Source organism: Thalassomonas actiniarum (assembly GCF_000948975.2).
GTDB lineage: Bacteria > Pseudomonadota > Gammaproteobacteria > Enterobacterales > Alteromonadaceae > Thalassomonas > Thalassomonas actiniarum.
Genome location: NZ_CP059735.1, coordinates 1,366,464 through 1,380,148 on the forward strand (window position 1 = coordinate 1,366,464; position 13,685 = coordinate 1,380,148).

Below are 13,685 nucleotides of genomic sequence, written 5' to 3' on the forward strand. Positions count from 1 at the left end.
CCGGTAAAAATAATGGCATGGGCCATGGCTATTCATTGCCACTGAGCTTTCTGGGCCAGCTGAAGAGCAATTTGGCGCCGCCGCTGCTGCTGTTGGCAACGCTGATTTGACCGGTATGCCAATGGGCGATTTGTTTTACTATTGCCAGGCCTAAACCATAACCGCCCGATTGTCGGTCGCGGCTGGCGTCGAGCCGTTTAAAAGGCTCAAATACCGAGTTACGGTCTTTTTCCGGAATACCTGGGCCGTTATCCGCTACCCAGATTTTTTGTTGCTGATCGCAAAAGTCATAGCCGATTTCTACCTTGTCGGTGGCATATTTAAGGGCATTGATGATCAGGTTTTCTATTGCCCGGTGCAGGTATCGCCGGTCAGCAAAAAAGGTGTCGCAGCTGTTGGCCGGGTAGGTAATGGTGATAGCAGGGTTATTTATTTTCAGCTTATGGTTGAGCTGGCTGAAGAATTCGCCCACCGAAATCGCTTCCAGATCGAGTGCCGGCAGATCCTGTTTTAACTTTGAAAAGGTCAGCACTTCATCGATCAGGCTTTCAAGCTCATCGAGATCTTTTTCAATCCCGGATGCCTGCTTGCTTAACACCGGATTTTGATCATCTTCGATTGCCGCGGTACGAAAACGAATGCGGGTGACCGGGCTCCTGAGTTCATGGGAGATGGCGCCGATCATTTCGGTTTGGGCATCGATAAGTTTATGTATGCGTTGCGCCATGGTATTGACCGTGTTGGATAATTTACCGATGGCATCTGAGCCCAAAGGGGCTGGCATAGATAAGTCTTTATCATGGCCGATAAGTTCTATCTGTTTATCTATACTGGCCAGGCGTTTTTCCAGCGGGCTGACCAGGAGGTAACTGGAGATGGCCATTAACACTAAAATAGCCAATACACCAGGTAGAATAAGGGATACCGGGAACCATTCGAAAAAAGGAATATCCCCCAGGACCAGTACATAAGGACTGTTACCCAAAGGAGCATAGGCCTGCAATGCCGGTACGCTGGTGGTGGAGTTTTTTAATACCACGGAAATATCCCGCTTTTCTATGGTGCGGATATTGGTTGTGGGCAAGTGCAGCTTTTTTAAGGTTTTTAACTGAATAGGGTAGTTAAACATAGATCTGATATTGTCCAGCGCCTGGAGTCTTTGTTCGTTTTTATGGCGCCCCAGCTCATTGAGTATAAGAAACGCGCTGGTGCGTACCAGGGAGCTGCCAAAATCTGCCAGCTTTACCTCTAAATAATGTTCTTTATCGGCGAGCTTGATCAGCACCTGTCCGCCGGATAACAGCGGATTGATATTAAAAACATATTTATCCCGTTGCAGTTGTTGATAGATGTTAGTGGTTAGTGTTTTGCTACTGATATTTTTTTGCTCAAATGTCAGATCACTGATTTTCTCGATTGCCGATAACCATAACCTTTGTTTTTCACCCTGATGACGGGCTGCACCTTCACTGATCAAGCGAAAAGTACCGCCATAATTTTCCTGCACATGGGTTGAAATCCGGTGCTTGCTGATGTAATAACTGCAAACGGCAATTACCAGCATTATGGCTATCATGGCCAGGAACATTCCCATGTAAATTCTTACAAAAATACTGCGCATTAACTGCTCACCCGGTTGTGCTTGATGATTTTTATCTGCTTAAGTTTGCCGGGAAGTTAATAAGGTTAGTCAGTTTGCTAACAGGGACCGGTCAAAACTGAGATAGTGATAGTGTGCGGTTAGTAAACCGTATCGGCTTTGGGATTAGTAGCAAGCCATTGTAGGCTTTTGTATCGGTTTGTACGCCCGGATTGTACAAGGTGGCCTGTTGTCTGATGTTCGCTGTCAGGCCATAGATTTTCCGGCCTCAGTGCCACTCTCCCCGTTTTGACAATCTCCGGACAACAAGCTTTAAAAAATGGTTTTACTCTTAAAAATCATGTGCTTGCTGGTTTTGTATGCGCATGAGGGAGTTTTGGGCTTTGTGGATACATTTGGATACATTCCGCTAATTTTTGTCACTACAGCGGCGATGGTCTTGGGGCAATAATCAACTGGCGACATCGGCAATAGCTAGTTGAAATTTAATACAGCGGGTGTCGGTTAAGGAATACAACTAAAACTTCAGAGGTTAGAACTATGTTGAAAAAATCGTTAATAGCTTTAGCAGTATTAGCCAGTACATCGGCTTTTGCCGGAACCACCATTAAATCTAATAGTGGCCTGCCTTCTATCCGCATTGTCGGCGGGGAAGAATCAGTTCCTCATTCCCGCCCGTATCAGGTGTCTTTGCAATCAACTGACGGCAGCCATTTCTGTGGCGGTTCGCTTATTGGTGACGACCTGGTATTAACGGCTGCCCATTGTATGGAAGGGGTTGATGGTAATAATCCTGAGCTTCAGGTACGTGTCGGCGCTCATAGCTTAACTGACGGCTCTGGCCAGGTTATCCAGGTGGCAACGACCTATACCAATCAGGAATATCCGGATTTGTCAAAAGATGTCGCAGTACTGAAATTAGCTGAAAAGGTTACTGACAGTAATGCAGCAGCCCTTACTTTAGCCGATGATGCTTTCTTTACTGCCAATATGGCTGCCGGTAAAGACATGCTGGTTTCCGGTTGGGGTACGTTAAGCTCAGGCGGTGAAATGCCAGATAAATTGATGGAAGTTACCGTACCTTATGTAACCAATGAAATTTGTAACCAGGCAACGGCTTATGACGGTCAGGTTCAGGACACGGAAATGTGTGCCGGTTTGGCCGAAGGCGGTAAAGACTCTTGTCAGGGCGACAGTGGCGGACCTTTGGTGGTAGATACCGGTAATGGCATGGTGCAAGTTGGTGTTGTCAGCTGGGGCGAAGGCTGTGCGGCCGAAGGGAAATACGGCGTATATGCCAATGTGGCCAGCCTTAAAACCTGGATAGACAGCGCCGTTGCCGGTAATGAAGAGCCGTCAGGCCTTGCCGGCGGTGATGATGACTGGGAAGGAGGCGATGACTGGGAAGAAGGTGATTATGAAGAAACCAGCTACATGGCCTTCCAGGAAACTTTCAGCTACAGCCCGGATGAAGAAGCGTTAGAGTTTGTCTTAGATGTACCTGAAGATATCAATGTGCTCTACATTGCCACTGCCGGCGGTGAAGGTGAACTTGATATCGTAGCCGAAAGAATTGGTGACAGCACAGGTGAAGGTGACTGGGGCGATGATGACTTCGGTGATGACGACTTTGGCGATGACGACCAGGGCGAAGATGACCAGGGCGAAGATGACCAGGGTGACGACGACTGGGGCGATGACGACCAGGGCGATGACGACCAGGGCGAAGATGACTGGGGTGACGACGACTGGGGTGACGATGACTGGGGTGACGATGACTGGGGCGACGACGACCAGGGCGATGATTCTGGTGATGACGAATCCGGTGACGACGGCCGTGACTGGTTCTGGAAAAAAGACGGCAATAAAAAAGCCCTGAAAACAGCTAAAACCACCAGAGAAGGCGATGGTGAAGCTGCTGAAGAAGAAACTGAAAGCATTATCGTTGAAGCCGTTGGTGAAGGTACAAATAAAGTATTATTACTTGAGCGTCCGGTATCGGGTGAGTGGAAGATCACTTTCTCTTCAGCCTCTGAGCTTGAAGATGTTGAATTGACTGTGTTCTCTCACTAAAAGCGATATAGATACTTTTATAAATTTTAGTGGAGAAATTCTCTTGAACAGCTTGGTTGATGGACGCATTGATTAGCTTGGCTTTTAGAGGATAAAAGCAGACCTTAAAAGGTTGATGGTAAAAGCTTCGTGATAAAACACGAAGCTTTTTTATTTGGTAACTTATTACAAGCTTTTTAAATTGCTTGTGCAGCTTCTTGTTAATGTAGAATTCTCGAATGTTCGGCTAACAAATTTTAAGTAATATCATAAGTTTCCGGCACCTATTAGGGCAAATACCGAGATCACGATGAAGTGGCAGGTTAGCGAGACTCAAGAAAAGCCAGATGCGGGCACTATCGTTAAGCTAATAGACAAAATCTTTGATGAGGAAAATACAGTCCAGCTCATGGGGAGCGCTGCAATAATGTTATTGCCAAATTTATAAGATATTTTGCTGTTAACCTGTCTTAACCCGACCCCCGTGCTTTTGGTAAGCGGGCAAAATACTTGATCTGGGCGGTAAGCAGTACAAGTTATAGCTCGCGATGTTCCTTTGTATTAATTCTCCAGCTAAAAGTTTTTGATATGCCAGCCCCCCCAGCTCTTTAGTTAAGTCTCTAATCATCGGCAGATATCTCAGTAAGGCGGTGTCAGTGAAACCGGGGGCCCTTAATATCCGTTAGCAAGGTGATGCACCAAAGCCGTAGCCAGCCTGCTGTGAAGCTCATTTCTTTATTATTTATTCCACGATTATTTAACGAAAAGTTAAATGAGTTGAAAAAATAACCTGCAAAAGCCGATTAATTCCTCTATACTCAAAATCCAACAAAATCATTGTATACAATATAATGTATATGTGTTGTTGGTATGACTTATTTCAAAAAATAATAAAACTCTGATAACAAAAATGCCTTCAGCTGTTACAGGTATGTGGGCGCATAAGCTAAGAGAGGAAATATGAAAACGAAAGGCTTTGAATCTAATTTTAAAAAATCTCTGGTTGCCCTTGCCCTGGGGTCATTATTATCAACGGTGCCGGGGGCGGTGCTTGCTGAAGATGTCGTGGTTGATGCCGCTACGCAGCAGGTTGAACGGATTGAAATTACAGGCTCCCGTATTAAGCGGGTGGATACTGTCGGCGCTTCGCCGGTGACGGTTTTTGACGCGGTGCATATTGAAAAGCTTGGCTTTTCTACCGTGGCTGAGGTATTGCAGTTCAGTACTTTTAATGCCGAAGGCAGCGGTGGTAACCGTGCCAACAATACCTGGTCGTCACAGCAAACCATAGAGTTGCGGGGCCAGAGCCTGTTTCATACCCTGGTATTATTAGACGGCCAGCCCATGGCTAAATCGCCGATTCTTGATGGCGGTGCGTCCAGTATCAATGACTTGCCCCTGGCGGCGGTTGAGCGTATCGAAGTGTTAACCGACGGTGCCTCGGCCGTTTACGGCTCTGATGCCATTGCCGGTGTGGTTAATATCATTTTGAAAAAAGATTTTGACGGTATCCAGGTCAAAGGCACCACAGAGCGGGCAGAAATCAGCGGCGGCGACCGCAATACCTTTAGCCTGGTTACCGGCACCCGGGGGGAGAGAAGTTCATCCATTTTTGTTTATGAGCATGACGAGCGCAGCGCTATCGGTCTGGCGGATATCGATTATGCCAAAGCCCGGGTGGTGAATGGCGATCCCGGAGATATCAACAGCTGGTTTGGTTTATCGACCTCGTCACGTGTTATTGTTGACGGCAGTAATTATGACTGGAAGTCTCCGCAGCGGGACGGCCAGTGTGACAGCTTTGGCAAACAATATGTCGGCCCTTTAGGTGATTCAGAATACCCTAATGATGTGATTTGTGCCTATGACTATACCCAGGATGCCGAATATCGTCCCCATACGGTGCGCGATAATATTATGGCCAGCTTCCAGTATGAGCTGACCGATGAACTTGAGTTTTATGTGCGCGGTTACTGGGCTCACATGAATTCTACCGATGTTTCGGCTGCCGCCAGTGTCCGCGGTGTGACCTTTGAAAATGATCTGCCTGAAACCGATAGCCTGATTGCCGTTAATGCCGGAGACAGCCTGCGTTACCGCTTTACCGAGTTTGGTCCGCGTACCGCAGAATATAATAATGATGTCCAGGACTTAAGTTTAAGTTTGACCGGCGACTATGAAGATTTTGACTGGGATTTCAATTATAACTTCAACCGTTATACCATGCGCTCGTTTGGCAGTAATTATGTCCAGGAAGGTCTGGTTGCCGGGGCAATCGGGGTTTATAACGAAGAGTTGGATCAAATTATCGATCCGAACTTATCGAATGTCAGCCAGGGAGAAATCGTTGCCGGTTGGGATCCGCGTGATGCCAACTCTGCTGCGCCGGATTATATCAAGGCCAACTTTGATCGCGATCTGGAAATGAAACAGGAGAGCATCAGCGGCGGAGTAGGGTTTGAAACCTTTGAATTGCCCGGTGGTGCCATTGGCGTATATCTTGGCGCCTCATACCGGGAAGTGCGCTTGAAAAACCTGGTGGATGCCCAGTCGGATGCCGGCAATGTTGTTGGCGGTTCAGGGGGCTCGGCCGGTATTTCCGAGCGTGATATCGTTGCCGCCTTTGCTGAAGTGGGCATGCCGGTAACCGATGAACTCGAATTTAATATTGCCGCCCGCTATGATGACTACAGTGATTTTGGTGATACCTTCAATCCCCAGGTATCTGCCCGCTACCAGGTGATGGATGATTTGGTGGTACGTGCTTCCTGGGGCACAGGTTTCAGGGCGCCGACCCTGGTGGATATTAACCAGTTATCGGCGGTAGGTTATGCTGACGTTAAAGATTATGTTGCCTGTTATAACGATGGCCAGGACTTGCTTGGCGGCGACGAATGTAATATCAGCCGCAATGTCGCCGTGGATACCTCAGGCAACAAGGAGCTGACCCCGGAAGAGTCTACCACCTGGAATGTCGGTTTTGCCTATAACATTACCGATGATGCCTATATCAAGGCGGATTATTGGAGTATCGAACTTGAAGAGCTGATCACTGAATTTGATGAGCATGATGTTATGTGGCACTCCGCCCGTTTACTGGCCCAGGGCAGCAGCGCAAGCGTTGGCGATGCCTTTCCCGGTACAGGTTTTGAGCGCGATGCCCAGGGCCGTCTGATCGGGGTTAACAGTACCAAGGTCAACCTGGGGGACTCTAGACGCCGCGGTATGGATATCGAGCTGGGCTGGAAAGCGGCAACAGAATTCGGTGATTTTTCCGCCGTGGTTAACTGGGCCCATACCTTTGAAACGGTTTTCTCAGAAATTAACGACCAGGGGGTATTGGAAGAGGGTACGGATGAAGCCGGTGATATCGGCGCACCGGACGATATCGTCAACTTAAGCCTGAGCTGGAACATGGGGGATCATACCCTTAGCTCCTATACGGTTTTTTACGATAAGCAGGTCGATGCTTTTGATTCAGGCGACAACCCCAACAGCCTGCCTTCCTGGGCCATGACTAACTTTACCTACAGGTTAGATCTTGCCTGGAATGCCGATGTTTCCATTAAAGTGCTCAATGCCTTTGACCGTGAAGTGCCGTTGCAAAAATGGGAAGGGGATGTCACCGACTCAGATTACCGCCTGTATCCGGTACGTGGTCGGGCACTATCGTTAAGTTACAGCCAAAGCTTTTAAGCTTATGAAATGATGGCTTCCGGGGCGATCCGGTAGCCCCTCAATAAACGGCTCCGGATGTGAGCCGTTTTTTTATACACGGATGTATTTATCCCGCGAGTTCATGGATGAACAGGAGCGGGGTTTATACACGGATGTATTTATCTTTGCGGGTTCATGGATGAACAGGAGCTGTGGCTGTACATGCAAGTATGAACCGGGGCGAGCTGCTATCGGCAATTATGCTGCGAACTCAGGTCGCGTCAGGGCTCTGATGATTATGGTTGGCCGGGCATTAAGCTTCGTTGGCCTGCTTGTCTTGCTTTAAAACCGCCTCTCCTTCTTTGGCGTTAATGCGTGACGGCCTGCTCCAGATATAAGTTAAGGCGACTATCACGGTGAGCAGTACCAAGAGTTTGGTCCACCAGGCAAGGCCGAGAAAAAATATTGGATAGGAAATCATGACCAGCATCATAGCCGTAGACAGGCACTTTACCTTAAACGGGATAATGCCGTAGCTTTCCCAGTCGCGCAGCATGCCGCCGAACAGGCGGTGATTAAGCAGATAGAGGTGAAACTTTTTTGAGCTTTTGGAAAAACAATAGGCGGCCAGGATAATAAAGGGAGTGGTGGGTAATAACGGCAATATGACTCCGATGGCGCCGATCAATAAAAAGGTAAAACCCAGAAAAAGATGAATAAGTCGGTACATGGAGATTATCCTGTGCTGTAATTACCGCTATTATACCCGAAAATAAACAAGTCAAAAACCGCCTTAAAGTGAAGTATTTAAATTCCCTTTAGGCGATTTGTGGTGCGATAAAGTCCTGAGAAAGGGGGAACATCAGTGAAGCTGATAATGAAAACCGAGTTTGATAACCTGAGATTAAACGACGATCACGGTTACGAAACCGACAGTAACGGCGATAAGCAGGTGGTTAAAATCTATTGCGGGGAGCAGCTGATAGCTAAAAAAATCAAGCATAAAAAGTCGCTGCGTTATTTTGCTATCGACGGCTATGAAAACTTTTTGACTGTGGAGTAACTTGCCTGCCGTTGCCGGAAAAGCCAATGCTATTTTCTCTCATATCCGGCTGCGGCACGGGGAAGTTTATCAGGCGGTATTTGTCGGCGACATTTTGGCCCCGCCATACATACGTATGCATAGCCGCCAAGCCCCCGGGAACGGCTGCATACGTATGCAGACTTATTGCACAAGGCCTGCCGGGTATTTATGCTGAATCCTCTTTCTCCTTCGTTGTGATCTTATTCACCAAAATGAAAAATAATCACCGTAATGACAATTTGGATTGCCAATGAAACAACAACCCTGGTGGCGTGGCGCCGTTATTTATCAAATTTATCCCCGCAGCTTTATGGATGCTAATCAGGACGGAATAGGAGATCTGGCCGGTATTGTTGATAAATTCCCGTATATCAAAAGTTTGGGCGTGGATGCGGTTTGGGTGTCGCCCTTTTTTAAATCGCCGATGAAAGATTTTGGCTATGATATCAGCGATTATCGGGAAATTGATCCCATGTTCGGCTCTATGGCAGATTTTGACCGTTTAATTACCGTGGCCAAAGAGTCAGGGGTGAAAGTGATCATCGACCAGGTGCTCAGCCATACCTCAGATCAGCATGCCTGGTTCCAGCAAAGCCGCCAGGATAAAAGCAATGATAAGGCCGACTGGTATGTATGGGCGGACGCCAAGCCCGACGGTACGCCGCCGAATAACTGGTTATCTATTTTCGGCGGCAGTGCCTGGCAGTGGGAGCCGCGCAGAGAGCAGTATTACCTGCATAACTTTTTAACCGAACAGCCTGATTTGAATTTCCATAATCCCGAGGTGCGTCGCCACGTGCTCGATAATGTCGAGTTTTGGCTTAAGCGCGGGGTCGACGGTTTCCGTCTCGATGCCATCAACTTCTGTTTCCATGATCAGCAGTTACGGGATAACCCCGCCAAGGCCAGTGAAGACAGAAAAGGGCGGGGTTTTAGCGAAGATAACCCTTACGCCTATCAATATCACCATTATGATAATACCCGGCCGGAAAACCTTGGTTTTATGGAAGATATCCGCGCTTTGATGGACAAATATCCCGGCGTGGTGTCGCTGGGAGAAATTTCCTGCGAAGACTCCCTCAAAGCCATGTCCGACTATACCCTGGGCAATAAGCGCTTGCATATGGCTTACAGCTTTGAGCTGCTAACCAAAGATTTCAGTCCGGCCTATATCCGCAACACGGTACAAACCCTGGAAGCAAACTTAACCGACGGCTGGCCTTGCTGGGCGATAGGCAATCACGACGTTACCCGGGTATTGAGCCGCTGGGGTCAAGGCAATACCAGTGCGCAACTGGCGAAAATGCTCAATGCCATGTTGTTATCCCTGCGCGGCAGTGTCTGTACCTATCAGGGGGAAGAGCTTGGCCTGACGGAGGCGGAAATTGCGTTTGAGCAGTTGCAGGATCCTTACGGCATAACTTTCTGGCCCAATTTTAAAGGACGCGACGGTTGCCGTACCCCTATGCCCTGGTTTGAACACCAGGTAAATGGCGGTTTTTCGGCGGGGGAGCAAACCTGGTTGCCTGTACCGCAAGAGCACAGAGCCTGTGCCGTTGATCGTCAGCAGCAAGCGCAAGACTCGTTATTGTCGGCCTACCGGCAATTTGTCCGCTGGCGTAAAGCACATCCCGAGCTGTTATACGGTGATATTGAATTTATTGACGCGCCTGATGATATCTTAGCTTTTATTCGTCGTGATCAGGACAGGGCCCTGCTTTGCTGTTTTAATTTTGCTGACCGCACAAGCTTGATGCCGCTAATGTCCGGGATGAATTTGTCTGCTCTTGAAGGGCACGGATTCCAGTCGTTAAGCCAGGATAACGAAACCCTGGTGTTAGCCCCGCATCAGGCGGTATTTGCTCGCCTGGTCTAACCGGGCTTAGCCTGTCACAGACTTGTTCTCCTATCAGGCCGGCGGTAATTACTTTTTAATTGCTGTCGGCTTTTTTTATTCTTCGTTGTTTTCCCCGGGTATGCCCTGGCGGGATCTTTTATGTTAGTTGTCGTTTGTTAATCACCGTATGTTAATCGCAGCCATGAATCTGAATGCCGGGAATAGTTATTTAAAATTTTTAGCTAATTATTTGCTTGGCTCTGGCCTGAAATTGACGGATTAAGCAACAGCAGCCACCCGGGCGGTGGAAGCCAATAAAAGTTGGCTGATTTTTGCTGTTGTATTCTTGTAAATTTATTGTACTTTATTTGTTTGATTTTTTTACGGATAAAAAAATTTTTTATTTTTATTTATTTTTTTTTGAACTTTTTCATTTTCGATGAAATACGAATAATTTCGCAGATGCGGTTTTTTTCGAAATGGCTATAAGTATCGCCAATTATGGGGCTGCGGGCTTTGATCACAATCAAGGTGTTTAAGGTTAATGCTTAACTTAATTTGAATAATTGCTGGTTATTTAACCGAATAAAGTTCGGTTTGAGTTCCAAGCCTCTTGTAATGCGGTTTTAGCTGTTTTATAAATAATTGCAGCTAGTGAATTTTTGAGCAATAACAAAAATCACTCAGTGAATAAAAATAGATAATTATAAAAACTTAATTACCATTATTGGGAAGGAAATAACATGTCTACTAAATTTCGTGCCGGTACGTTAGCCCTAGCAGTGGGTTTTGCGTTAGGTACAATGCCAGCCTACGCTGCCGAATCCGATGCTGCAGCAAAAGAAAAAGACGTTGAGAAAATAGTGGTGGTTGGTTCTAGGGCCGCGCCACGCTCTGTTGCCGATTCTCCGGTGCCTGTTGATCTGATCGGCGGTGACGAATTGGCTAAATCCGGCTCTACCGATATGCTTGATATGCTGGTGGGAGCGATTCCTTCTTTTAACGTGCGCGCCCAGCCTATCAGTGATGCTGCTACCTTGATTCGTCCGGTAAACCTGCGTGGTTTATCATCAGACAGTACCTTGATCTTATTAAACGGTAAACGCCGCCACCGCGCCTCGGTTATTGCTTTCCAGGGGGGCGGGGTTAACGATGGTGCCCAGGGGCCTGATATTTCCGTTATTCCAAGTGTTGCTTTAAAGCAGGTGGAAGTATTACGTGACGGTGCTGCGGCCCAGTACGGTTCAGATGCCATTGCCGGTGTGATGAACTTTGTCTTAAAAGATGACGCCGACGGCGGCTCTATCTCGGTCAAACATGGTGAATATTATGAAGGCGACGGCGCCGCAACGATAGTTGACGGTAACCTGGGTTTGCCTTTCACCGACGACGGCTTTGTTAATTTAAGTTTTCAGTTGAAAAATGCCGATGCGACCAGCCGCAGTGTGCAAAGACCTGATGCCCAGGGATTGAGCGACGCAGGTAACACTTCGATAAATGATCCGGCGCAAGTCTGGGGTAATCCGGAAATTGAAGATGACATTACCCTTTTTGCTAATGTCGGCCTGGACTTAGGCAATGATAATGAGTTTTACATGTTTGGTAACTACTCCGAACGTGATGCTACCGGCGGTTTCTACTACCGTAACCCGCATAACCGCGGTAATGTTTACTCGGTTGATGACGGTGCTACCCTATTAGTGGGGGATTTAGACGGCGTCGGTACAGGTGTTGAGTGTCCAACGGTTGATATTACTACAGGTAATGTTTTAGGCCAGGATAACTATGCATTGATTGCCGATCCAAATACCGCTGTAGGGCAGAACTGTTTTGCGGTAAATGAAATGTATCCGGGCGGTTATACTCCTTCATTTGCCGGTAATATCGTAGATACTGCATTAACTATCGGCACCAAAGGGGAAATCAGTGGTGGTTTCCTTGACGAAGCCTACTATGACTTGAGCGGCTCGGTTGGCCGAAATGCTTCTACCTTCTTCCTGAACAACACCATTAACCCGTCATTAGGGCCGGAAAGTCCGATGTCATTTGAAACGGGTAAATATATCCAGTTAGAGAAAACCTTTAACTTTGATATCTCTAAAGGGGTAGAAGTTGGTCTGGAAGAGCCGATGAATGTTGCTGCCGGTCTGGAATGGCGTGAAGAAAGCTTTGAAATCGTTGCCGGTGAAGAAGCCTCCTGGAAAGCGGGTGACTTGGCGGATCAGGGCTTTAGCATTGGCTCACATGGTTTTAAAGGGTTCGGCCCTGAATCAGCCGGTGAAAATGTTCGCCGTAATGTTGCCGCTTATGTGGATGTAGAAACCTACTTTAGCGATGCCTTTATGATGGGGGCCGCGGTACGTTATGAGGACTTCACCTCTTTCGGCGATACCCTTAACTATAAGCTAACGGGACAATTCTCTGTTAACGATGAACTCTCTTTACGTGCTTCACACAGTACTGGTTTCAGGGCGCCGACCGTAGGTCAGGCCAATGTGGTTAATACCCAAACCTCTATTGTTGAAGGCGATCTAATTCAGACCTTCCTGGCGCCACCGACTGATCCCTTATCTTCTTTCTACGGCGGTAAAGAGCTGGATCCGGAAGAATCAGTCAGCTACGCCTTTGGTGGGGTTTATTCTGACGGTGCTCTATTTGTAACTTTGGATTATTACAACATTGAAGTCACCGACCGTATTGCCCAGTCGAGCCAGATAGACGTAGATCCTAATGATTACGATGCTCTTAGGGCGGCAGGTGTACAGAATCCTGAATTGATTTCAGCGGTAACTTATTTTGCCAATGACTTTGATACCACTACTCAAGGGGTTGATTTAGTTGCTAACTACGGTATGGAGTTATTTAACGGTGATACCCAGCTTAGCCTGGCATATAACTGGAATAAAACCGAGGTAGATAAATTTAACCCTGAAACCACTAACGAGGGTAAAGTACGCCGCTTAGAAGAAGGTATGCCTGAGCACAGAGCCACCTTTACCATAGCCCAGAGCTGGGATTCGGTCAGCATGTTTGTACGTACCAATTATTTTGGTGAGTATTATGCTACCCATGCCGATGATACTTCTGTGTGGGGTTCTGAAACTGCGTCATCAGCGGTAACCGTTGATGCCGAAGTGAGCTACTTCTTCAGTGACAGCATTACCTTGTCGGCAGGCGCCAATAACCTGTTCGACCAGGAAGCCGAAGAATTAAAACGTGGTGATGACCCTGCTTACGGCGTTTTAGGCGCTAAGTTTTACGAAAGTGGTCCGTTTGATTACAACGGCGGTTACTATTACGTGAAAGCTACTTATAACTTTTAATCTTTTAAGGTTAATAAGTTAATAAAAAGCCGCATCGACAGATGTGGCTTTTTTTATGCACGGATGTATTTATCCGGCTATGTTTGCGTTGACTGTTGCCGCCCTGTAACAAGTTATCAGCCTTTTTTATTT

The 13,685-nt window shown here is 47.3% G+C and carries 7 protein-coding genes; 5 read left to right on the plus strand and 2 right to left on the minus strand.

The window, feature by feature from the left end:
- Positions 1-28: 28 nt before the first annotated feature.
- Positions 29-1,576 (minus strand): ATP-binding protein, encoded by a 1,548-nt coding sequence (locus tag SG35_RS06050; RefSeq protein WP_160298267.1) that lies wholly within the window; start codon positions 1,574-1,576, stop codon positions 29-31.
- A 564-nt stretch (positions 1,577-2,140) separates the two neighbouring features.
- On the opposite strand from SG35_RS06050, the gene SG35_RS06055 reads away from it, so the two are divergent.
- Positions 2,141-3,673 carry a serine protease gene (locus SG35_RS06055; protein ID WP_053042950.1) on the plus strand — a complete coding sequence of 511 codons (1,533 nt, stop codon included), beginning with the start codon at positions 2,141-2,143 and terminating at the stop codon, positions 3,671-3,673.
- A 939-nt stretch (positions 3,674-4,612) separates the two neighbouring features.
- Positions 4,613-7,348: a TonB-dependent receptor plug domain-containing protein gene (locus SG35_RS06060; protein WP_044832263.1), complete on the plus strand. Its 2,736-nt coding sequence runs from the start codon at positions 4,613-4,615 to the stop codon at positions 7,346-7,348.
- A 274-nt stretch (positions 7,349-7,622) separates the two neighbouring features.
- Here the strand turns inward: SG35_RS06060 and SG35_RS06065 are convergent, their stop codons facing one another.
- Positions 7,623-8,039: a YbaN family protein gene (locus SG35_RS06065; RefSeq protein WP_044832264.1), complete on the minus strand. Its 417-nt coding sequence runs from the start codon at positions 8,037-8,039 to the stop codon at positions 7,623-7,625.
- Positions 8,040-8,174: 135 nt separating this feature from the next.
- Between SG35_RS06065 and SG35_RS06070 the strand changes: the two genes are divergently transcribed.
- The 3 genes from SG35_RS06070 (at position 8,175) to SG35_RS06080 (ending at position 13,553) form a co-directional block, all read left to right on the plus strand.
- Complete coding sequence (locus tag SG35_RS06070) at positions 8,175-8,372, plus strand: hypothetical protein (protein WP_044832265.1); 198 nt, start codon at positions 8,175-8,177, stop codon at positions 8,370-8,372.
- A gap of 271 nt (positions 8,373-8,643) precedes the next feature.
- Positions 8,644-10,269, plus strand: a complete 1,626-nt coding sequence (locus SG35_RS06075; RefSeq protein ID WP_044832266.1) for an alpha-glucosidase — start codon at positions 8,644-8,646, stop codon at positions 10,267-10,269.
- A gap of 704 nt (positions 10,270-10,973) precedes the next feature.
- A complete protein-coding gene (locus SG35_RS06080; protein ID WP_044832267.1) occupies positions 10,974-13,553 on the plus strand; it encodes a TonB-dependent receptor plug domain-containing protein in 2,580 nt (859 codons plus the stop codon).
- Positions 13,554-13,685 lie beyond the last annotated feature (132 nt).

What these genes read in the sequence shown, in the direction of transcription:
- SG35_RS06050 (WP_160298267.1), bottom strand. Translation starts at nt 1,576, where the DNA reads ATGATAGCCATAATGCTGGTAATTGCCGTTTGCAGTTATTACATCAGC.
- SG35_RS06055 (WP_053042950.1), top strand. Translation starts at nt 2,141, where the DNA reads ATGTTGAAAAAATCGTTAATAGCTTTAGCAGTATTAGCCAGTACATCG.
- SG35_RS06060 (WP_044832263.1), top strand. Translation starts at nt 4,613, where the DNA reads ATGAAAACGAAAGGCTTTGAATCTAATTTTAAAAAATCTCTGGTTGCC.
- SG35_RS06065 (WP_044832264.1), bottom strand. Translation starts at nt 8,039, where the DNA reads ATGTACCGACTTATTCATCTTTTTCTGGGTTTTACCTTTTTATTGATC.
- SG35_RS06075 (WP_044832266.1), top strand. Translation starts at nt 8,644, where the DNA reads ATGAAACAACAACCCTGGTGGCGTGGCGCCGTTATTTATCAAATTTAT.
- SG35_RS06080 (WP_044832267.1), top strand. Translation starts at nt 10,974, where the DNA reads ATGTCTACTAAATTTCGTGCCGGTACGTTAGCCCTAGCAGTGGGTTTT.